This is a genomic window from Streptodolium elevatio (assembly GCF_053592165.1).
This window is the reverse complement of record NZ_JBSFVE010000001.1, coordinates 435,136-456,101: the sequence shown is the minus strand read 5'-3', so window position 1 is coordinate 456,101 and position 20,966 is coordinate 435,136. Positions and strand designations below refer to the sequence as shown.

At 71.4% G+C, this 20,966-nt stretch carries 18 protein-coding genes; 11 read left to right on the top strand and 7 right to left on the bottom strand.

Annotated elements, in window-relative coordinates; all coding sequences use genetic code 11:
• Positions 1–65 precede the first annotated feature (65 nt).
• Positions 66–1,505 (bottom strand): thioester domain-containing protein, encoded by a 1,440-nt coding sequence (locus ACWD12_RS01995; protein ID WP_450097922.1) that lies wholly within the window; start codon positions 1,503–1,505, stop codon positions 66–68.
• A 351-nt stretch (positions 1,506–1,856) separates the two neighbouring features.
• On the bottom strand, positions 1,857–3,629 hold the full coding sequence (locus tag ACWD12_RS01990) for a Cys-Gln thioester bond-forming surface protein (protein ID WP_450097921.1): 1,773 nt from the start codon (positions 3,627–3,629) through the stop codon (positions 1,857–1,859).
• Positions 3,630–3,853: 224 nt separating this feature from the next.
• On the opposite strand from ACWD12_RS01990, the gene ACWD12_RS01985 reads away from it, so the two are divergent.
• From ACWD12_RS01985 to ACWD12_RS01970, 4 genes are all read left to right on the top strand, one after another.
• Complete coding sequence (locus ACWD12_RS01985; RefSeq protein ID WP_450097920.1) at positions 3,854–5,998, top strand: FUSC family protein; 2,145 nt, start codon at positions 3,854–3,856, stop codon at positions 5,996–5,998.
• Between the two features lie 56 nt (positions 5,999–6,054).
• Positions 6,055–6,912, top strand: a complete 858-nt coding sequence (locus tag ACWD12_RS01980) for a bifunctional methylenetetrahydrofolate dehydrogenase/methenyltetrahydrofolate cyclohydrolase (RefSeq protein ID WP_450097919.1) — start codon at positions 6,055–6,057, stop codon at positions 6,910–6,912.
• Positions 6,913–7,104: 192 nt separating this feature from the next.
• Positions 7,105–7,569 carry a DUF3017 domain-containing protein gene (locus ACWD12_RS01975; protein ID WP_358356660.1) on the top strand — a complete coding sequence of 155 codons (465 nt, stop codon included), beginning with the start codon at positions 7,105–7,107 and terminating at the stop codon, positions 7,567–7,569.
• Between the two features lie 178 nt (positions 7,570–7,747).
• Positions 7,748–8,737, top strand: coding sequence for a malate dehydrogenase (locus tag ACWD12_RS01970; protein ID WP_358356662.1), 990 nt, complete (start codon positions 7,748–7,750; stop codon positions 8,735–8,737).
• A 72-nt stretch (positions 8,738–8,809) separates the two neighbouring features.
• Here ACWD12_RS01970 and ACWD12_RS01965 read toward each other — a convergent pair whose 3' ends face one another.
• Entirely contained in the window at positions 8,810–9,256 is a 447-nt protein-coding gene (locus ACWD12_RS01965) for an Lrp/AsnC family transcriptional regulator (protein ID WP_358356664.1), read from the bottom strand.
• A gap of 381 nt (positions 9,257–9,637) precedes the next feature.
• Here ACWD12_RS01965 and ACWD12_RS01960 point away from each other — a divergent pair, with 381 nt between their 5' ends.
• Positions 9,638–9,958: an LPXTG cell wall anchor domain-containing protein gene (locus ACWD12_RS01960; protein ID WP_450097918.1), complete on the top strand. Its 321-nt coding sequence runs from the start codon at positions 9,638–9,640 to the stop codon at positions 9,956–9,958.
• Positions 9,959–10,161: 203 nt separating this feature from the next.
• Here the strand turns inward: ACWD12_RS01960 and rocD are convergent, their stop codons facing one another.
• Complete coding sequence (gene rocD, locus ACWD12_RS01955; protein ID WP_450097917.1) at positions 10,162–11,373, bottom strand: ornithine--oxo-acid transaminase; 1,212 nt, start codon at positions 11,371–11,373, stop codon at positions 10,162–10,164.
• 65 nt (positions 11,374–11,438) lie between these two features.
• Complete coding sequence (locus ACWD12_RS01950; protein WP_450097916.1) at positions 11,439–12,332, bottom strand: dimethylarginine dimethylaminohydrolase family protein; 894 nt, start codon at positions 12,330–12,332, stop codon at positions 11,439–11,441.
• A 306-nt stretch (positions 12,333–12,638) separates the two neighbouring features.
• Here ACWD12_RS01950 and trpS point away from each other — a divergent pair, with 306 nt between their 5' ends.
• The 3 genes from trpS to ACWD12_RS01935 all read left to right on the top strand — a co-directional run bounded on the left by trpS (position 12,639) and on the right by ACWD12_RS01935 (position 15,337).
• Positions 12,639–13,664 (top strand): tryptophan--tRNA ligase, encoded by a 1,026-nt coding sequence (gene trpS / locus ACWD12_RS01945; protein ID WP_358360617.1) that lies wholly within the window; start codon positions 12,639–12,641, stop codon positions 13,662–13,664.
• Positions 13,665–13,695: 31 nt separating this feature from the next.
• Entirely contained in the window at positions 13,696–14,208 is a 513-nt protein-coding gene (locus ACWD12_RS01940; RefSeq protein WP_450097915.1) for a 2'-5' RNA ligase family protein, read from the top strand.
• 82 nt (positions 14,209–14,290) lie between these two features.
• Entirely contained in the window at positions 14,291–15,337 is a 1,047-nt protein-coding gene (locus ACWD12_RS01935) for a YihY/virulence factor BrkB family protein (RefSeq protein ID WP_450097914.1), read from the top strand.
• Between the two features lie 54 nt (positions 15,338–15,391).
• On the opposite strand, the gene ACWD12_RS01930 is transcribed toward ACWD12_RS01935, so the two are convergent.
• On the bottom strand, positions 15,392–16,567 hold the full coding sequence (locus tag ACWD12_RS01930; RefSeq protein ID WP_450097913.1) for a D-alanyl-D-alanine carboxypeptidase family protein: 1,176 nt from the start codon (positions 16,565–16,567) through the stop codon (positions 15,392–15,394).
• Positions 16,568–16,783: 216 nt separating this feature from the next.
• Here ACWD12_RS01930 and ACWD12_RS01925 point away from each other — a divergent pair, with 216 nt between their 5' ends.
• The 3 genes from ACWD12_RS01925 (at position 16,784) to gdhA (ending at position 19,966) form a co-directional block, all read left to right on the top strand.
• Positions 16,784–17,131 (top strand): SCO4848 family membrane protein, encoded by a 348-nt coding sequence (locus tag ACWD12_RS01925; RefSeq protein ID WP_358360626.1) that lies wholly within the window; start codon positions 16,784–16,786, stop codon positions 17,129–17,131.
• The gene (locus ACWD12_RS01920) at positions 17,124–18,341 is read left to right on the top strand and encodes a cytochrome P450 family protein (RefSeq protein ID WP_450097912.1); all 1,218 of its coding nucleotides are present in this window, start codon (positions 17,124–17,126) and stop codon (positions 18,339–18,341) included. Before ACWD12_RS01925 ends, ACWD12_RS01920 begins: the two co-directional genes overlap by 8 nt.
• Before the next feature lie 287 nt (positions 18,342–18,628).
• The gene (gene gdhA, locus ACWD12_RS01915; RefSeq protein ID WP_450097911.1) at positions 18,629–19,966 is read left to right on the top strand and encodes an NADP-specific glutamate dehydrogenase; all 1,338 of its coding nucleotides are present in this window, start codon (positions 18,629–18,631) and stop codon (positions 19,964–19,966) included.
• A gap of 133 nt (positions 19,967–20,099) precedes the next feature.
• On the opposite strand, the gene ACWD12_RS01910 is transcribed toward gdhA, so the two are convergent.
• The gene (locus ACWD12_RS01910) at positions 20,100–20,957 is read right to left on the bottom strand and encodes an SGNH/GDSL hydrolase family protein (protein WP_450097910.1); all 858 of its coding nucleotides are present in this window, start codon (positions 20,955–20,957) and stop codon (positions 20,100–20,102) included.
• Between the last annotated feature and the right edge of the window lie 9 nt (positions 20,958–20,966).

Below are 20,966 nucleotides of genomic sequence, written 5' to 3'. Positions count from 1 at the left end.
GTGCGGGTGGTGCTACGTGCGGCGCGTGGTCGGCCGTACGACCGTCGCGGCCCGCGCCGTGCCGCTTACTGCGCGGCCCGGCGACGCATCACGAAGAACACCAGGCCGCCGCCGAGCAGCAGCACGGCGCCGCCGCCCAGGTACAGGCCGTTGCTGCTGTCGCTGCCACCGGTCTCGGCGAGCGAGGGACCGCTCGGCGCGGGGGCCGGCGCCGGGGCGCTGGGTGCGGGCGCCGACGGGGTCGGGGTGCTGCCGCCGCCACCGGTCGTCGAGGCGGTCTTGCAGTCCAGGACGCCGCTGAACTCCTTCAGCGTCTTGTTGTCCGGACCGAGGATCTTGATCGTGTACGCCTGGTCTTCCTCGATCTTCACGACCTGCTTGGCCGTGTCACCGGGCTTCACGGTCGACTTCTTGTTGTCGAGGGTGAACTCGAACGGCATGTCGCCGTTGTTCTTCGTGGTCACCTCGACGCCGCCCTCGGCGCAGATCTGCTTGGCGGTGAACGCCGGGAGCGCGCCCTTGGCCGCCCACTTGGCCTTCGCGTCGGCCTTGGCGGTGACGGTCTGGTGCTCGGCGAGGATCAGCTTCTGCGAAGCCTGGGAGGTGCCCTTCTTGGTGCCGTTGAAGATGCGGCCGGCGTCCAGCTTGGACTTGCCGGACACCTCGACGGTGGCCTCGCCGGTCTCGCTGCCCGCGGCGGGCTTGACGTACAGTTCGTCGCCGTTGCCGACCTTGGTGACGGCCTTGCCGTCCTTGCCGACCAGCGTCGTGCCGGCCGGGGCGCCCGCCTTGAGGTCGGCCTCGATGACCTTGCCCTCGGCGTTGGTCTTGACGGTGAACGGGCCTACGCCCGGGGTGGCGGCCGGGCTGCCGCTCTGCTCCTCGGGGGTCAGTTCGAGGGAGATCTTCGGCTCGTTGTTGTCGGTCGCGGTGGCCGACTTGACCAGGTGGTCGTAGAGCTTGGTGACGTCGCCCTTGCCGGCGTCGTTGAGGTCGATCTTGTCGCTGAAGTGCCAGATCGCGGCCTGCGTCGCGGCGGCCGCCTCCTGGGCGTCCAGGCCCTCGATGCCGACCTTGGTCTTGAGCGTGTCGACCGAGACCGTCGGGAACGAGTTGAGCAGGATCCACTTGATCTTGGCGCGGCGCTCGGCGGCGTCGGCACCCGACGGCCAGGTGGTGCCCCACTCACCCTCGGCGTACTTGTTGCCGCCTTCGGTGCCCGTTTCGATGTCGACGCAGTAGACCTTGAGCGTCTCGCCGGTCTCCAGCTTGAGGTCCATGAGGCCTGCGACGACCTTGTCGCCGTGCTTGTAGCCCTTGACGAAAAGGCCGAGCGAGTCCTCCTTGTTGTCGCCGGTCACATCGGCGAAGCCCTTGAACTCGCCCTTGACACCTTCCGCGTGCGCCGGACCCGCGAGAGCGAGGGTGCCGCCCAGCGCCAAAGCGGACGCCGCCGCGATCGCGGACACGCGTCCGACGATCTTCCGGTCATGCGTACGGAACATAAGTTGCTCCCCATCGAGTAGGGCTCGGAATGAGAGGTCGTGGTGTCAGGCGGGGTGACGGGGCCGCCAAATGACTGTCCGCAGCCTAGGGGGGCCCGGCAATGCGGTTCGAGAATTGTCACAGGCTTGTTCCAAGGGCTTTACCTTTCCCAAAGAACGGGTAGAACGCCGGGAATTAGTCGTGCTGTCGACAAATAAAGTGCACCCTCCGGAGTCAATCCCAATAATTCGGGAGGCATCGGTCGCACAAAAAGGGCCCCGCCGGCGAGGCGGGGCCCTTTCTGGGTACTTCTGCGGTGCTATGCGACGGTCACCGGACGCTGCCCGCGGCTATCCGCGGGTGCGGTCGGCTCACGCCTGGTGGCGTCCTCCGCGGCGGCGGCTGAGGAACACCGCACCGCCGCCGGCCAGCAGCAGTGCGGCTGCGGCACCGGCGATCAGCGTCGTGGAGTTGTCGTCGCCGCCGGTCTCGGCCAGGTCCTGGCCGTCACCGACCGGCACCCACGGGATCGTCAGCGGCGGGTTCTCGGTGCCGGGCTCGACCTCGGGGATGAGCGGCGGCTCGCCTCCGGTCGGGCTCGTCGCGGCGGGCGGCGCCGACGACGAGGCGGCGGGCGACGAAGCCGCGGGCGAGCTGGGCGCGCCGCTGGTCGCCGGCTTGGTGGACGTCGCCGGGGCGGACGTCGCGGGCTTGCCGGTGGTCGGGGCCGACGAGGTGGGCGGCTCCGAAGTGGGCGGCTCGGAGGTGGGCGGCTCGGAGGTGGGCGGCTCGGAGGTCGGCGGCTCCGAGGTGGGCGGCTCGGAAGTCGGCGGCTCCGAGGTCGGGGGCTGCGAGGTGGGCGGCTCGGTCGTCGGGGTCGTCGTCGGCTCCGGGTCGACCGGCGGCTGCACGCAGTCCAGCTTGCCGGCGAAGGTCTCCGAGAAGTTGCCCGGGCCGGTCACCGTGATGCTGTAGTCGGCGTCCTCCGCCACCTTGACCAGCTCGGTCTTGCCCGAGTCGGCCGGCACCTTGATCGTCTGGCCGTTGAGCACGAAGTCGGCGGGCGCGTCGCCCGCGTTCTTCAGCTCGACCGAGACGCCGCCCTCCTGGCACTCCTCGCGGAAGGCCACCGAGGGCGCCGGAACGGCCTTGTGGCTCCACTCGGCCTTGGCGTTCGCCTTGACGTCGAACGGCTGCGAGCCGGCCGTGATGAACGTCTGCGACTTCTTGCGGCTCTCGGCGATGAACACCCGGCCGACGTTCACCGACGCCTTGGTCTGCGCCGAGATGTTCGCCGCGCCCGGGTTCTGGTTCTTGGGAACCTTGACCCACAGCTCGGTCTTGTCGGCGGCCGTCGTGATCGGCTGGCCCTGGCCGTCGACCAGTGAGACGCCGGCCGGCACGGTGCCCTCGAGCGCGACCGCGACCGGCTCGGTGGACGTGGTCCGGACGGTGACCGGGCCGACGCCCTTGGGGTCGCCGTCGGTGCCGGTCACCTTGGTCGGGTCGAGCTCCAGCGATGCGGAAGGCTCGGTGTCCAGGCCGGTGTTGGCGCTGCCGGTGAGGAACTTGTAGACGGCCGACACGTCTTCGTTGTCGCCGTCCTTGGCGGCCCAGCCGGACTCGCTGACCCGCTCGAACTTGGCGCCGTTGCTGTAGTACCAGATCGCCGCCTGGGTGGCCGCGACAGCCTCGGCCGGGGACAGCCCGTCGTGCTTGCGGCCCTTCGGCACACCGGCCTTCTCGGCCAGTTCGGCCAGGCTCGTGACCTTCGGGTACGAGTTGTTCAGCACCCAGTTGATCTTGGCGATCTTCGCGGTGTCCTTGAGCCAGGACTCCGCCCAGGTGCCCTCGCGGTAGTCGGCGCTGCCGTTCACCGCGGTGTCCAGGTCGATGCAGTAGACGGTGACCTCGGGCCCACCACTCCCGAGCACCTTCAAATTGGTGCCGGCGCTCTCGTCGAACCACTGCTCGGGACGGTCGACGACGATGCGTCCGGCGGTGTCCTTGACGTGGCCCTTGAAGCGCAGTTTGCCGGCGTCCGCATACGCGGCCGGCGACATGCCGATGACGGCGACAGCCGCCAGACCGGTGGCCGCGCACGCCGAACCCATGCGGGATATGCCCCGCTGTGTCCGAAACATGGGAAAGACTTCTCCTCGCGAAAAGAAGACGGCCCATTGCCCCCGGAACGGTCGCCAGGTAGCCCCCCTGGGCCGCCGAGGGAAAGAATCGGCCCACGGGGATCTTTAGTCAATTCGCTCCGGTCGGGTCTCGGGTATTAAATTCTCTATCGCGAAGTTGATCACCGGAAATCGTAATATCCAGCCTTTGTCCGCTTTGATCAACTTGTGTAGTGTTCGAGGGGATGAGCAAGCAGGTCGCCGACCCGGGTCCGCTGCCCCTCTTCCCGGAGGAGCACCCGCCCGACCTCGGACACAGCGCCGCCGGAACACTGCGCCCGATCGTCACCCTCACCGACGACCGCTTCGCCTGGGCCAACGGCGCCCGCGCGGCCCTCGGCGTCGGCCTCCCCTTCGCCCTCGTCACCGCGGTCGGCGGCGTCACGCACGGCGCCACCGCCGCGATCGGCGGCTACTCCGTCCTCTACGCGTCGCGCGAGCCGTACGTCCGCCGCGCCCGCGTGCTCGCCGCCGTCGGGCTCGGCCTCGCCGCGTCCTACACGGCCGGCTCCCTCGCCGCCGGGCACCGCTGGGTCACCGCACTCGTCATCGCCGTCGTCGCGGCGGCCGCGACCTTCATGTGCGGCGCACTCCGCGTCGGCCGCCCCGGCGGCTACATGTTCACGCTGGTGTGCGCGATGGGCACGTTCGCCACCGGCGGCACCTCCGATATCCCGCGGAACGTCGCGCTGCTGCTGGTCGGTTGCGCGGGCGGCTGGCTCATCTCGATGTCCGGCCGGCTCGTCCGCCCGACCCACCCCGAACACGTGGCCATCGCCGACGCGTTCACCGCCGTCGCCGGATTCCTCGACGCCATCGGCGGGCCGCGCGTGGACGCCGCGCGCCACCAGGCGTCCCAGGCCGTCTACCAGGCGTGGGTCACGCTGCTGCGCGCCGACGGCCGCCGTACGCGCCTGTCCGGCGAGGCCCGGCGGCTCCAGGTGCTGGTCCGCCGCGCGCACGACATCTTCCACGCGGGCGAACTCCTCGCCGAGGAACGCGCCAGACCGCTGCCGCCCGAGATCGGCGAAGCGGTACGCGGCCTCGCCGACGCCGTCGGCCGCCCCCGGCTCAGCCCCGCCCTGCCGACCCTGCTCGCGGACACCGAGACCAACGGCCAGCGGCGGCTGCGCACCGCGCTGCGGGACGCCGTACGCGCCGCGGGCGAACCGGCCATGCCGCAGGGCGAGGCACTCAAGGGCGACCGTCCCAAGACCCTCGAACTCCTCAAGGCCGCCGCCGGCCGCGCGTCGCGCCTGCCGCCCGCCGCGGTCCGCACCGGACTCGCGGTCGGTGCCGCCACGGGCCTCGCCGAGATCCTGCCGATCGTGCACCCCTCGTGGGTCGCCATCGGCGCCGCCGCGGCACTCCAGGGCGGCAACGCGGTCCTCGACCTCGGCAGCGCGCTACAGCGCGCGATCGGCACCTTCATCGGCGTCGCGATCGTCACGGTCTTCCTGCACGACCTGGCGCCCGGCGCGTGGGAGACCGTGGTCATGGTCGCGCTGCTGTACGGCGCCGCGCAGACCGTCATGCGTCGCAACCTCGTCGCCGGCGTCGCCTTCATCACGCCCGTGCCGCTGCTGCTCGTCGGGGCCGGATCACCCGACCGGCACGTCGGCGACCTCGCCTCGACCCGGTTGCTGGACATGCTGATCGGCCTCGGGATCGGCGTCTTCGCGAGCTTCCTGCTGTGGCGCCGGGCGTCCACCGAGCGCCTGCCCGTCGCGCTCGGCCGGGCGATCCGGGCCGAGGGCATGATGCTGCGCGCGGTCGTCGCGGGGCAGGCGGAGGAGAACGCGCCGGCGTGGCTGAAGCTGCGTACCGCGGTGCGCCGCGAGCTGATCGACCTGTGGACCGTCTACGAGTCGTCCCTCGGCGAGCTGGTCGGACGCCGCCGCGGCGTCGAGCGCCTGTGGCCCGCGGTCGTCATCGTGCAGCGCCTCGGCTTCCGCCTGATGGCCGCGCCGCTCAAGCCGGTGGCCGACCAACTGGCGGACTACAAGGCGGCGCTCGACCCGGAGGGCTTCGCGGTCTACGGCAAGCCCACGGAGGCGCCGTTCACCGACGAGGACGCGGAGAAGCTGGACGCCTACATCGAGGCCCTGGCCTCCGCCGCGGAGCAGCGCCGCGCGCCGGTGCCGCCCGAGTTGCCCGAACTGTGGGGGCACCCGGTGCTCCGCCAGCACCTCAAGCGCCTGACGTACGCCCTCCTCGCCGGTGCCCGGGAGCCCGGCTCCGGCGTCGCGTCGCAGGTGCTGGCCCAGCTCGGCGCCCCTCCGCGCAGGGTGCGTGAGGCGGACACGCCGCGTACGGGACAATCGAGGTGACCCGCGGCCCTTCCCCGCCCGGGAGACGGCCTGCACCCGTGGATCAGGAGAACCCCTTGAAGGCGCAGAAGCTCGACGGCAAGGCGACCGCCGCCACCATCAAGTCCGAACTCGCGGTCCGTGTCGAGGCCCTGAAGGCCCAGGGAATCAACCCCGGCCTCGGCACCGTCCTCGTCGGGGACGACCCGGGCAGCCACTCCTACGTGCGCGGCAAGCACCGCGACTGCGCCGAGGTCGGCATCGCGAGCATCCAGCGCGAGCTGCCCGACACCGCGACGCAGGAGGAGGTCGAGACGGTCGTCCGCGAGCTCAACGAGGACCCGACCTGCACCGGCTACATCGTGCAGCTGCCGCTCCCGCGCGGCCTCGACGCCAACCGCGTCCTGGAGCTGATGGACCCGGACAAGGACGCCGACGGCCTGCACCCGACCAACCTGGGCCGCCTCGTGCTGGGCCAGGACGCGCCGCTGCCGTGCACGCCGCGCGGCATCGTCGAGCTGCTGCACCGGTACGACATCCCGCTCAACGGCGCCGACGTATGCGTGATCGGCCGCGGTGTCACCGTCGGCCGCCCGATCGGGCTGCTGCTGACCCGCCGCACCGAGAACGCCACCGTGACGCTGTGCCACACCGGCACGAAGGACCTGACCCGGCACGCGCTGGAGGCCGACATCATCGTCGCCGCGGCGGGCGTCGCGGGGCTGGTCAGCGCCGACATCGTCAAGCCCGGCGCGGTCGTGCTCGACGTCGGCATCACGCGTACCGAGCAGGGCCTGGTCGGCGACGTGCACCCGGAGGTCCTGGAGAAGGCCGCGTGGGTCGCTCCGATGCCGGGCGGCGTCGGCCCGATGACCCGCGCGATGCTGCTGACGAACGTCGTGGAGGCGGCGGAGCGGCAGCTGGCGAGCCGCTGAGCCGTCGTCCGCGGGCGGTGCCCGCCGCCCGCGGGAGCGCCGCCGACCCCTGGACCGCCCGCACGGGGATCCCACTAGAGTGGAACGCTCGGACAGCAGGAGGGCAACAGGCATGGCCCACAAGCCGGCTCGCGGTCGGGACGCCACCGCGACGGCGTTCCCGGCGCACCCCGGCCGAGTGCGGTGACGGCGATGGCGTCGAACACACCGGCCGCATCCCGGGGGCCGGGTCACGGCGGTGGGCCCGGTGCGCCGAACGGGCCCGGGCGGGCCGCGTCGCGCGGTTCACGCCGCGCCCCGCGCTCCGGCCGCGGTTCGCGGGACGACGGTACGTTCCTCCCCGAAGGCGGTTCGACGCCCACCGGCCCCGGCGGCCTGCGCGAGTGGCCGGCGGTCCTGGTGCTGGCGCTGCTGGCCGGATCCCTCGTGACCGCCGCGCTGTTCGGGTTCCGGTCCGCGACGCTGATGGTCGGCGGCACCCTCACGGTGGCTGCGATACTGCGGTTGTTCGTCCGCGAGGTCGGCATCCTGGCGGTGCGCAGCCGGTTCACCGACGTCATGGTCATGCTGGTGCTCGGCGGCGCGGTCGTGATGCTCGGGCTCTCGGTGCCTCCGCCGCTGGTCGACCTGCCGTGGGTGCCCCGGCGTACCGGCTGACCCGGGCGCGGCCCGGGGCGGCGGCGGAAGGCCGGTTTCGGTGGTGTTTCCCACATGCCGTACCAGACCGGCCATCGGGGCATCGCGGGCGGAGTAGGGTGGCCGTCGGAAGTATCTCGATCACGAGATATCCCCGTTCCGGGAACCCTCACCCGCCAGGTAGCAGGAGATCGCAACGATGACCCGCACGCCCGTCAACGTCACCGTCACCGGCGCGGCCGGCCAGATCGGCTACGCGCTGCTGTTCCGTATCGCCTCGGGCCACCTGCTCGGCCCGGATGTGCCGGTCAAGCTGCGTCTCCTGGAGATCCCGCAGGCGGTCAAGGCCGCCGAGGGCACCGCGATGGAGCTGGACGACTGCGCGTTCCCGCTGCTCAAGGGCATCGACATCTTCGACAACCCGGCCGACGGCTTCGCGGGCGCCAACATCGCGCTGCTGGTGGGCGCGCGTCCGCGTACCGCCGGCATGGAGCGCGGCGACCTGCTGTCCGCCAACGGCGGCATCTTCAAGCCGCAGGGCGAGGCGATCAACGCCGGCGCCGCGGACGACATCAAGGTGCTCGTGGTCGGCAACCCGGCCAACACCAACGCGCTCATCGCGCAGCAGCACGCGCCGGACGTACCGGCCGAGCGCTTCACCGCGATGACCCGCCTCGACCACAACCGGGCCATCTCGCAGCTCGCGCAGAAGACCGGTGCCGCGGTCGGCGACATCGCCAAGCTGACGATCTGGGGCAACCACTCCGCGACGCAGTACCCGGACATCTTCCACGCGGAGATCGCCGGCAAGAACGCCGCGGAGACGGTGAACGACGAGGCGTGGCTCGCCGACACGTTCATCCCGACCGTCGCCAAGCGCGGCGCCGCGATCATCGAGGCGCGCGGTGCCTCGTCGGCGGCGTCGGCGGCCAACGCGGCCATCGACCACGTGCACACCTGGGTCAACGGCACCGCGGCCGGCGACTGGACCTCGATGGGCGTCGTCTCCGACGGCTCGTACGACGTGCCCGCCGGCCTCATCTCCTCCTTCCCGGTCACCTGCAAGGACGGCAAGTGGGAGATCGTCCAGGGCCTGGCGGTCAACGAGTTCTCGCGCGGCCGCATCGACGCCTCGGTGCGCGAGCTCGCCGAGGAGCGCGACGCGGTGCGTGAGCTCGGCCTGATCTGAGCCGCCCGGCGCGCCGACGCACAGGCGTACGAGGGGTGTTCGCCCGCCGCACCCAAGGCGGGCGGACACCCCTCAGCCGTTCCCGGGGCGCTCCAGGAGGCGGTTGAGGACGACCGTGCTGCGCGTCGTCATGACGACGGGCTCCTGGCGGATGCGCTCCAGGACCGCTTCGAGGTGGCGTACGTCCGCGGTCAGCAGGCGGACCACGGCGTCGGGCTTGCCGGTCACGGTGTCCGCCCGCACCACCTCGGGGTGGCGCTCCAGGCAGGTGAGCAGCGCCGCCGGGGAGGTGCGCGGTTCGCAGAAGATCTCCACCAGCGCCTCCGTGGTCCAGCCCAGTGCGCTCGGATCGACCTGTGCGGTGAACCCCTTGATCACGCCGCTGCCCCGGAGCCGGTCCACGCGCCGCTTCACGGCAGGTGCCGACAGGCCCACGTCGGTGCCGATCTCGGCGTAGCTGGCGCGGGCGTCTTGGATCAGGTGAGCGACAATCTTCTCGTCCAGGGCGTCCAGGGGCACGGGACCCATGGTGGCGGCTGAACCCTTCGGCGGTGGTGGTTTCGGCCATTTCCCACCCACACGTGCGACCGGTGGCTCCGGCGCATCGGCGGCCCCGGGCACGCCTCGTCGAGGACGCGAACGGCCGACTCAGGAGAGCTCGGTTGCCCTAATGCGCTCCAGAGGCAGGCTCCGTCATGTGACGAAATTCATCGTATAAGTACCATTTTTTGGTCTGAGGCAGAGCTACCGTGGAGCGTTCGATGCCGAAGCGCCGGAGCGGCTTGGGGGCACTCCCGGCGCCGAAGACGGAAGCTCTTGATGCCCCCGCACACGAACCCGCACATGCCCTCGAACACGAACCCGCCTACGTCGCGGGGTACGGCGCCGCGAACGTGGCGCGTGCTCCGCACCCCCGTGGCGGTCGTGCTGGCCGTGGGTCTCCTTCTGGGCGGATTCGGCTTCGCCGTGGCCACGTGGAACGCCTCGCCGGCGTCCGCCGCGCCGGCCGGGCAGCCGGTCGTGCCGCCCCCGGATCCGTCGGCCGCGTCGCCGTCCGCCGCGGCGGAACCTTCTGCGTCGGACGCCTCGGGGAACTCGCTGCCGGACACCGGCGAGACGGACGGCATCGCCATGCTGGTCACCGGGCTCACCTTCCTGGGGCTCGGCGCGATCGCCGTCGGCGTGACCGCGGGCAAGCGCCGCAGGTCCCCCGAGGGCTGAGCCGACCGCACAGCACCGCCACGACGCAGCACCGCCACGACGCAGCACCGCCACGACGCAGCACCGCCACGACGCAGCACCGCCACGACGCAGCACCGCCACCGACAGCTGTGGGGCCGACCCGAATCGGGGCGGCCCCACAGCTGTCGGTGGCGGTTGCCGATGCGTCCGCCCAGGTCCCCGATGCGGCGCGCTCGCGGCGCTCAGCCGCTGAGCACCGCCCGCAACTGCTCCAGCCCCCAGTCGAGATCGTCCTTCTCGATGACCAGCGGCGGCGCGATGCGGATCGTCGTGCCGTGGGTGTCCTTCACCAGGACGCCGCGTGCCATCAGCTCGCGGGACACGTCGCGCCCCGTTCCGCGCGCCGGGTCGATGTCGACGCCCGCCCACAGGCCGCGGCCGCGTACCGCGGTGACCGGGCCGCCGACCAGCGCGTTCAGCTCGCGGTGCAGGTGTTCGCCCAACTCGGCGGAGCGCTGCTGGAATTCGCCGCTCCGCAGCATCTCCAGCACTTCCAGTCCGACCGCGCACGCGAGCGGGTTCCCGCCGAAGGTCGAGCCGTGCTCGCCCGGCTTGTAGACGCCCAGCACCTCGCGTGAGGACACCACCGCCGAGACGGGCAGCACGCCGCCGCCCAGCGCCTTGCCCAGGATGTACATGTCGGGCACGACGCCCTCGTGCTCGCACGCGAACGTGCGGCCGGTGCGGCCCAGTCCGGACTGGATCTCGTCGGCGATGAACAGCACGTTGTGCTCCGTGCAAAGCCGCCGCACCTCCGCCAGATAGCCCGGCGCCGGGACCAGAACGCCCGCCTCGCCCTGGATCGGCTCCAGCAGCACCGCGACGATCTCGGGGTCGGCCGCCACGACGTTGCGGAGCGTCTCGGCGTCGCCGTACGGCAGCACCTCGAACCCCGGTGTGTAGGGCCCGAAATGGCGCCGGGCGTCCTCGTCCGTGGAGAAGCTGACGATCGTCGTGGTCCGGCCGTGGAAGTTGTCGGTCGCCACCACGATCTTCGCGCGGCCGTCCGGCACGCCCTTGACCTCGTACCCCCACTTGCGGGCCGTCTTGACCGCGGTCTCGACGGCTTCCGCGCCGGTGTTCATCGCGAGCACCATGTCCATGCCGCACAGCTCCGCGAGTTGACGGCAGAACGGCGCGAACCGGTCGTTGTGGAAGGCGCGGCTGGTCAGCGTGACGCGGTCCAGCTGCTGCTTGGCGGCCTCGATCAGGCGCGGGTTGCGGTGCCCGAAGTTCAGGGCGGAGTACCCGGCCAGCATGTCGAGGTAGCGGCGGCCCTCGACGTCGGTCATCCACGCGCCCTCGGCATGCGCGACGACCACGGGGAGGGGGTGGTAGTTGTGCGCGCTGTACGTGTCGGCGAGCGCGATCAGTTCCTCGTCGTGCTTGATCATGGCGTCCTTCCGCCCGACATCGACAATCCCGGAGAACCCGGACTTTAGCGGGCACTTGGCCCAGTTCACCGATTGTCGCGCAGTTCGAGCACGCAGCTGCGGACGCCGACGCCGAAACCGGCGAATCGTGACATGTCCAGGGGAACGCTGCGGAACCCGTGCCGGGCCAGCTGGAGCGCCAGGCCCGGTGCCCGGTCGGTGAGCACCACCGTGCGGCCGTCGCAGAGTGCGTCCAGGCCGCCGGCCAGGGCGTCCGCCTCACCCACCGGGATGCGCTCGGGGAACAGCCGGGCGAGGCGTTCGCGCGCCGCCGCCGAGAAGGCCGCCGGGTGGTACGCGATGGTCCGGTCGGTCAGCACGGCTATCGCGCTGCCCAGGCGCGTGAAGCGCGGGTTCGTCAGCTCCAGCGGCACGACCGGCAGCCCCAGGAACGCGCCCGCCTCCCGGTGCGCCCGCGACTCGGTGTGCGGCCCGGACGCGGCCAGCAGGTGGCGCCCGGCCGGTACCAGGTCGATCTCGCCCTCGTGCGCGAACACCGGCTCCAGCCTGGTGCCGTACCCGCGGTCGGCGAACCAGCGCAGGTAGGCCGGAGCCTCGGGCTGCCGCGCCGTGCTGCGGAACCGCGCGCCGAGCACGCGGCCGTCCACGACGGTGGCGGCGTGCGCCGCGAAGACCATGCCGGGCAGCCCGCTGCGCGGCGGGATCAGGCTGACGCGGTGGCCCAGGCGCAGCAGCGTCTCGCGCAGCAGCCCCCACTGGTCCATCGCACCGGGCGCCTCCGCCGACTCCAGATGGGTCGGCGGGCACATCGCGTAGTGCCGGGTCGAGCCGCGGCGTCCGGCCGACTCGCGGCGCCGGCGCGGCCGCGGCAGCCGGGTCTGCCCGCGGGTCGTCCGCGACCCGGCGGGAAGCCACAGCATGCCGGACCCCGCCGAGGGCGCGGAAGAAGTCGGGCGCACGCGGTCTCCCCCTTTTGGCTGACGGCAGCGCGGACGGCAGCGTTCCCACCCGGGTGCCCGGGGTCTCCGGGGCCCGACGTCTTCGCCGAAACCGACCGACCCGGATCGTCACCCTCGATGCCCGGTCCGCGACCCTCGGTGTCGGCCGTCGTCAGCCTAGGCGGGCGGGCGGGGCCCGGTAAATGGGTGAACGTTGCGCGCCTGTGCGCGATCGTTGCGGCTCCGGCGCGCACGACGGCGCATCGTTGCGGGCGGTGTGCGCGTACCCGGGATGGAGTAGCCGCCGGAGCCTGCGAGAATGGCGGCATGGTCTCGACGGTCTCCGCGCGCCCCCGTGTGCTGTCCGGCATCCAGCCCACCGCCGGCTCGTTCCACCTGGGCAACTACCTCGGCGCCGTGCGGCAGTACGTCGCGCTGCAGGAAGCAAACGACGCCTTCTACATGGTGGTCGACCTGCACGCCATCACGGTGCCGCAGGACCCCGCCGAGCTGCGCGCGAACACCCGCGTGTCGGCGGCACAGCTGCTGGCCGCCGGGCTCGACCCGGACCGGTGCGCGCTGTTCGTGCAGAGCCACGTGCCCGAGCACGCCCAACTCGGCTGGGTGATGAACTGCCTGACCGGGTTCGGCGAGGCGTCGCGCATGACGCAGTTCAAGGACAAGTCGGCCAAGCAGGGCACCGACACGACGACCGTCGGGCTGTTCACCTACCCGATCCTCCAGGTCGCCGACATCCTGCTCTACCAGGCGAACGCGGTGCCGGTAGGCGAGGACCAGCGCCAGCACCTGGAGCTGACGCGCGACCTCGCGCAGCGCTTCAACTCGCGGTACGGCGCGACGTTCACGGTGCCCGAGGCGTACATCGTCAAGGAGACCGCCAAGATCGTCGACCTGCAGGACCCGACGATCAAGATGAGCAAGTCGGCGTCGTCCCCCAAGGGCATCGTCAACCTGCTCGACCCGCCGAACCAGACCGCCAAGAAGATCAAGAGCGCGGTCACCGACACCGGCACCGAGGTGCGCTACGACGAGAAGGAGAAGCCGGGCGTCAGCAACCTGCTGGCGATCCACTCGGCGGTCTCCGGCACCCCGGTCGCGGAGCTGGAGCAGCGCTTCGCGGGCCGGATGTACGGCGACTTCAAGAAGGAGGTGGCCGAGGTGCTGGTCGACTTCGTCACGCCGTTCCAGGAGCGCTTCCACCTATACCACGACGACCCGGCCGAGCTGGACCGCACGCTCGCGAAGGGGGCGGCCAAGGCGCGCGAGGTCGCGTCCGTCACGCTCGCTTCCGCGTACGACCGCATCGGCCTCCTGCCGCCGGCCGGAGCCTGAGGCACCCGGCGGGAGCGGACCGGAGCGGACCATGCGCACCATCGGCGTCTCGATCGCGATCCCCGAGCCCTGGGGCGGACAGCTCCAGGACTTGCGGGCGGGTTTCGGCGACCCCTTGGCCAGGGCCATCCCGACCCATGTGACGCTCCTGCCGCCCACCGAGATCGCGGAGGACGCGCTCGACGACGTCGAGGCCCATCTGCGCGCCGTCGCGGCGGCCGAGCACCCGTTCCCGATGATCCTGCGCGGCACCGGGACGTTCCGGCCCACGTCGCCGGTCGTCTTCATCCAGGTCGCGCTGGGCATTCCGGACTGCGAGCGCCTGGAGGAGGGGGTGCGGGCCGGGCCGCTGACGCGTGAGCTGCACTTCCCGTACCACCCGCATGTCACCGTCGCGCACCACCTGCCGGACCACGTACTCGACCGGGCGTTCGACAAGCTCTCGGGCTACGAGGCGTCCTTCGAGGTGACCGGCTTCAGCCTGTACGAGCACGGCGACGACGCGGTGTGGCGCCCGCGCCGCGCGTTCCCGTTCGGCGGCTGAACCGCGCGGCGCCGCGCGGGCGCCCGCCCTCCTGGTCGGTCCGGGTGTGTGGGCAGGGCCGAATCCGGGCACACGTGCATCCGTGGCGATCAAGGACAAGCTCCAGACGATGCCGGTCGTGGGCCGCACCATGCGGGCGTACGAGAGGTACACCGATCGCGACGGGAATTTCTCCGCCGCGGCGGTGACCTTCTACGGGTTCCTGTCCCTCTTCCCGCTGCTCGCACTCGCCGCGGCGGTGGTCGCGGCCGCGCTGAGCCCCGGCCGGGTGCAGGAGCTCCAGGACAAGATCTCCGACCAGATCCCCGGCATCGCCGACAAGGTCAACCTGTCCGCGCTGGTGGACAACGCCGGCACCGTCGGCCTCATCGGTGGTGTCCTGCTGCTCATCTCGGGCCTGGGCTGGGTCGAGGCGCTGCGCCCGTCGATCCGCAAGATGTGGTTCGCCGACGAGGAGAAGCCCGAGGGCGTGAAGGCCACCGTCCTCGGCAAGCTCAAGGACATCGGCGTGCTGATCGGGCTCGGGCTCGCGATGGCGCTGTCGGTGGGCGCGTCGACGTTCGCGACGAGTGTCATCGGCCGGATCTCCGAGTCGATCGGGCTGGACGACCAGCCGGTCGGCCGGGTGCTGCTGCAGATCGCGGCGATCGCGGTGGCGGTGTTCGCGAGCGTGGTGCTCTTCGTCTACCTGCTGGTCGGAATGCCGCGGCTGACGATGCCGCGGCGCACCGCGTTCCTCGGCGCGCTGATCGGCGCGGTCGGTTTCGAGCTGCTGAAGCTGCTGGTCGCGTCGTACATTTCCGGGGTCGCCGGCAAGAGCATGTACGGCGCGTTCGGTGTGCCCGTCGCGCTGCTCCTGTGGATCTACTTCGTGACCCGGCTGCTGCTGTTCTGCGCGGCGTGGACCGCGACCGACAAGCGCGCGGAGAAGTACGTCGAAGAGAAGGCGCACGAGGCCGACGAGAAGTCCGACGGCGCGGTCGAGTGGTCGGCCGCCGAGGCGCCGGAGCGGGCCCGGACGGACAAGCCGCCGCACACGCTGCGCAGGTACGCCCTCGGCATGCTCGGCACGGCGGGGGCGGGTGTCGCCCTGGAGCGCATCACCCGCCGCCCGAGCGCCGGTCCCTGACGACTCTTCAGCCGCAGGCGGCGCAGGCGGCCACGGGGGAGACCGGGCAGGCGGTCAGGGGAGTATGTCGTCCTCGAAGTGCACGGTCGGTGTCAGCAGCCCGCGGCGCCGGAGTACGAACACCGTGACACCGCCGACCAGCAGCACGGCCGGGATGCCGATCCCGGCCCACAGCCCCCACGCGGGGCCGTCATCCGACGCCCCCGCGGCCTTCTCGACACCCGGCACCGCGGCGGCCTGGCCGGGCTTCTGGCCGCCGGTCGAGGAGGCGGTGCCCGGCGCGCCGGTCGGGTCGCCTTCCGCGCCGACCAGCTCGCCGACCGGCTTGACCGAGTTCGCCGAGGCGAATCCCCAGTCGAGGAGCTGCTTTGTGAACTCGTACGTCTTCCCCTTGCCGGCGACGTGCATGATGCTCACCACCAGGGTCCGCCCGTCACGCGTGGCGGCGCCGACGAACGTGTTCTGCGCGTTCGTCGTGTAGCCGTTCTTGACCCCGATCATCCCGGGGTAGGTGCCCAGCATCGTGTTGGTGTTGGTGATGCCGAACGTGGTGCCGTCCTTGCCGGGGAACTTGGCGTCCTTCGTGGCCGCGTAGCCGCGGAAGTCCGGGTTCTTGAGGCCTTCACGGGCGAACAGCGCCAGGTCGTACGCCGACGAGACCTGCCCCGGCGCGTCGTACCCGTCCGGCGACACCACGTGCGTGTCGTGCGCCTGGAGGGACTTGGCGCGCTCGTTCATCTGCGCCACGGTCGCGTCGATGCCGCCGTTCATGTGGCACAGCACCCGGACCGCGTCGTTGCCCGAATGCAGGAAGACCCCGTTCCACAGGTCCTCCACGCGGTAGGTGAAGTTCTCCTTTATGCCGACCGCGCTGCTGCCCGCGCCCATGCCGAGAAGTTCCTCGTTGGTCACCAGGTGTGTCTGGTTGCGGTCGAGCTTGGGGAGCACGGTGTCCGCGAACAGCATCTTGAGCGTGCTGGCCGGGGCGAGCTTCCAGTGCGGGTTCTTGGCCGCCAGGATCTGACCCGTCGACAGATCGGCCACGAGCCACGAGTACGCCTCGACGGGGGGCGGCCCGGCGGCGCCCGGCTGGAGGTCCGCCTGCACGCCGGGACTCGCGAGCCGGTCGCCGCCGAGCGCCGACATGTCGGACGGCGGCGGGGGCTCGGGAGGGGCGGTGGGCGACGGCGGCGGACTGGTCTGCGGCAGTCGCGGAGCTGCCCCTGCCACGCTTGGGGCTCCCCCGAGAACACCTGCGATCAGTACCGCACCGACGGCGGCGAAGCGCGACGCCGGTCCAGACCTATATGACATGCAGATGAGCGTATCCGCGCGACCCGCCTGCGGTTGACGTGGGAACACGACGCATACTGGACACGGACGCGACTGTGACCGAATGGCCTAGCGCGCGTCCGTGAGAGTCTCCGAAGGAACAGGTGCACCGCCATGCGGATCGGCCGCAAGACCTCCGCCCTGCTTGTGGTGTTCGGCGTCTGGACGTGGATCCTGTGGCCGAACTTTCTCAAGAACATCTGGAAGGACGAGAAGTCCTGGAACGACGGGCCGACGGCCTTCTTCCTGGTCCATCTCGCCCTGACCGTGGTGTCCTTCGCGGCGGGCAACGCCATCGGCTGGCTGGGCGTCAAGGGCCTGCGCGCGACACGCCGCGGGGATGCCGGGACGGCGGCGGGCACGTCGGCCGACACGCCCGCGGCGCAGCCCGCCGGGGGACCGGGGGCGGCCCGGGGCGAGGCCCGCGACGTGGCAACGGCGTCCGCCGGCCCGCGTGGCTGACGACCCGGGGCTGTTCACGCGCGAGTTCGTCGCCGACCCGTATCCGGCGTACGCCTACCTGCGCGAGCACGCCCCCGTGCACCGCACCACGCTGCCCAGCGGCGTCGAGGCGTGGCTCGTGACCAGGTACGCCGACGCCCGCCAGGCGCTCGCCGACCAACGGCTCAGCAAGAACCCCCGGCACTCCGAACAGGCATGGAAGCAGGGCAAGGTCGGGGTGCCCGGCGAGCAGCGCTCCGGCATCGGGGCGCACCTGCTCAACCTCGATCCGCCGGACCACACGCGGCTGCGCCGGCTGGTCTCCAAGGCCTTCACCCCGCGCCGCGCCGAGGAGTTCCGGCCGCGCGTCCAGGAGCTGACGGACCGGCTCATAGACGGTTTCGCGGCCGTCGGCGAGGCGGACCTCATCCACGACTTCGCGTTCCCGCTGCCCATCTACGCGGTGTGCGACCTGCTCGGAGTGCCCGAGGAGGACCAGGCGGACTTCCGCACCTGGGCGGGCATGATGATCCGGCACGGCGCCGGCCCGCGCGGCGGCGTGGCCCGGGCGGTGCGGCACATGCAGGGCTATCTGAAGGAGCTCATCCACCGCAAGCGCGGCGACCTCGGCGACGACCTGATCTCCGGGCTGATCCGGGCGAGCGACCACGGCGAGCACCTCACCGAGGACGAAGCCGCCGCGATGGCGTTCATCCTGCTGTTCGCCGGCTTCGAGACCACCGTCAACCTGATCGGCAACGGGCTGCTCACGCTGCTGACCCACCCCGAGGCCCGGGCCCGCCTACAGGACGAGCCGGACCTGCGGGTCGCCGCCGCGATCGAGGAACTGCTGCGTTACGACGGGCCGGTGGAGCTTGCCACGTGGCGCTTCACGACGTGCGATACGCCGGTCGGCGGTGTCGTCATCCCCGCGGGCGAACCCGTTCTGGTGGTTCTCGCGTCCGCGGACCGCGACCCGCGCCGGTTCGCGGACGCGGACACCCTGGACCTGGCCCGGAGCGACAACCCGCATCTGGCGTTCGGCCACGGCATCCACTACTGCATCGGGGCGCCGCTGGCCCGGCTGGAGGGCCAGATCGCGGTGACCACGCTGCTGCGTCGCCTGCCCGACCTGGAACTCGCGGAACCGGCCGCGGAATTGCGGTGGAGAGGTGGTCTCATCATGCGCGGACTGCAGCGCCTGCCGGTGCGGTTCACCCCGAGCCCGTGACGGGCCGCGACCCCGGCGCCGCGCTCCGCGGGACGCCGGCCGAACCACGGGCGCCGGAACGCCCTTTGCCGGTGCGGGCCGCCGGATCCCCGAGATCCGGCGGGCCCGTACCGCCCCGCCCGACGAGACGTCTTCCCCGCCGTCCCGTCCTGTGTGCACATCGACTTGTTTACACCCGTGACCGCGGTCACACAACGGGTGGCGGACATAATCGCCCGGGCAGGGTGATTTCTGGGGACAGTTGCCGCGATAGGGTTTTCGCGTCGCCAAGGAAGGGGAATTGATCCGTGGCCGTTTCCGACGGACTCCATGCGGAGATCCTGCGCCGGAACCCCGGGGAGCCGGAATTCCACCAGGCCGTACGCGAGGTACTCGACTCGCTCGGCCCGATCCTCGAAGCGCGGCCGGAGTTCGTGGACGCCCGCGTTCTCGAGCGCGTCTGCGAACCGGAAAGGCAGGTCATCTTCCGGGTCCCCTGGCAGGACGACAAGGGAATCGTCCAGGTGAACCGGGGATTCCGGGTGGAGTTCAACAGCGCGCTCGGGCCGTACAAGGGGGGCTTGCGCTTCCACCCGTCGGTGAACCTCGGAATCGTCAAGTTCCTGGGGTTCGAGCAGATCTTCAAGAACGCCCTGACCGGCCTCGGTATCGGCGGCGGCAAGGGCGGCAGCGACTTCGACCCGCGCGGCCGCTCGGACGCCGAAGTGATGCGCTTCTGCCAGTCGTTCATGACCGAGCTGTACCGCCACCTCGGCGAGCACACCGACGTCCCGGCGGGTGACATCGGCGTCGGCGGCCGGGAGATCGGCTACCTGTTCGGCCAGTACCGCCGCATCACGAACCGCTGGGAGGCCGGGGTGCTGACCGGCAAGGGCGCCGCGTGGGGCGGTTCGCTCGCCCGCCCGGAGGCCACCGGGTACGGCAACGTCCTGTTCACGGCCGCGATGCTCGCCCGCCGGGGCGAGGAACTCGCGGGCCAGCAGGTCGTCGTCTCCGGCTCCGGCAACGTCGCGATCTACTCGATCGAGAAGGCCCAGGCGCTGGGCGCCAACGTGCTGACCGCCTCCGACTCCGGCGGCTACATCGTCGACGACAAGGGCATCGACCTCGAACTCCTCAAGCGGATCAAGGAGTTCGAACGCGGCCGGATCAGCGAGTACGTGGCGCGGCGGGGCGCCTCGGCGCGCTACGTCGCGGGCGGCAGCGTCTGGGACGTGCCGGCCGACGTCGCGCTGCCGTCCGCGACGCAGAACGAACTGGACGCCGACGCCGCGCGTACGCTCGTGCGCAACGGCGTCAAGGCGGTCTCCGAAGGCGCGAACATGCCGACCACGCCCGAGGCGGTGCACCTGTTCCAGGAGGCCGGCGTCGCGTTCGGGCCGGGCAAGGCCGCCAACGCCGGCGGCGTGGCCACCAGTGCGCTGGAGATGCGCCAGAACGCCGGGCGCGAGTCCTGGACGTTCGACGCCGTGGAGTCCGAACTCGCGGCCATCATGGGCGACATCCACGACACCTGCTTCGCCACCGCGGAGAAGTACGGGCGTCCCGGCGACTACGTCCTCGGTGCCAACATCGCGGGCTTCGAGCGCGTCGCGGACGCGATGCTCGCCCAGGGTCTCATCTGATTCGGCCCGCCCGGGCGCCCGCCCGAGCTGGCCGGCGCCACCCGACAGACGGAGAGGGGCCGCGTACGTCCGCCCGGACGCACGCGGCCCCCTTTGCCGTGCCGCTTTCTCAGGTCAGCGCCCGCACGTCACGTCACGGCCTGAGCTTTGCCGCGAACGTGTCCGCGAGCACCTGGTATCCCGTGGGATTCGCGTGGATGTCCTGCCGCGTGCACATGAACGTCCACTGGCAGATGCGCGCCACATTCAGCGGCACCGGCCCGACCCCGGGAAGCGGCACCTCGGGAGAATAGGCCCGGCTGGAGAAGGCCAGCGCGACATCGGCGACCGCGAAGTCCCGCTCACGCAGTTTGAACGAGATGATTCCGTTCAGGACTTCCTGCAACAGACTTGTCAGATAAGCGAGTTGTTTGCCCTGCTCGCCGGTGAGCCAGGCGGCGAGCGACGGATTGTAGTAAGTCATGCCGGCGTACTGGACGTGCTTTCCGCCCGCGGCCCGCAGGCGCTTCAGGATGACCGGCAGATTCTCGGAGACGGTGTCCATTCCCGCCCGGGCGCAGACGAGGTCGATGCCCGTGACACCGCGGGCGCAGCGCTGCACGTCGTTCGCCCCGATGTCGATCGTCACGTAGCGGACCTTGCCCCGGTGGTCGCGCAGGAACCGCTCGGCGGCGGCGAGTTGGCTGCCTTCGGGGTACGTGCAGCGGTCCCCGCCGTTGCGCAGCGAGGTCGTGGTCGCTCCGCTGCACCCGAGCTTGACGTGCCGCAGATCGGGGTCGTTCGCCTTCAATGCGGCGAACAGCCGGTCGGTGTAGCCCTGGTCGGTGTCTCCCTGCCCCGGCATATAGCCCTTGGCGAGCGAGTCGCCGAGTGAGACGTAGTACGTCGGGCCGCTCGCCGCCGGTGCGGCGGACGCCGTTGCGGCGCCCCCGACGGCGATCAGAACGGCGCTGAGGAGTGCGGCGAGCAGCGTGCCCGGTCTCGTACGCATGCCGTGGTC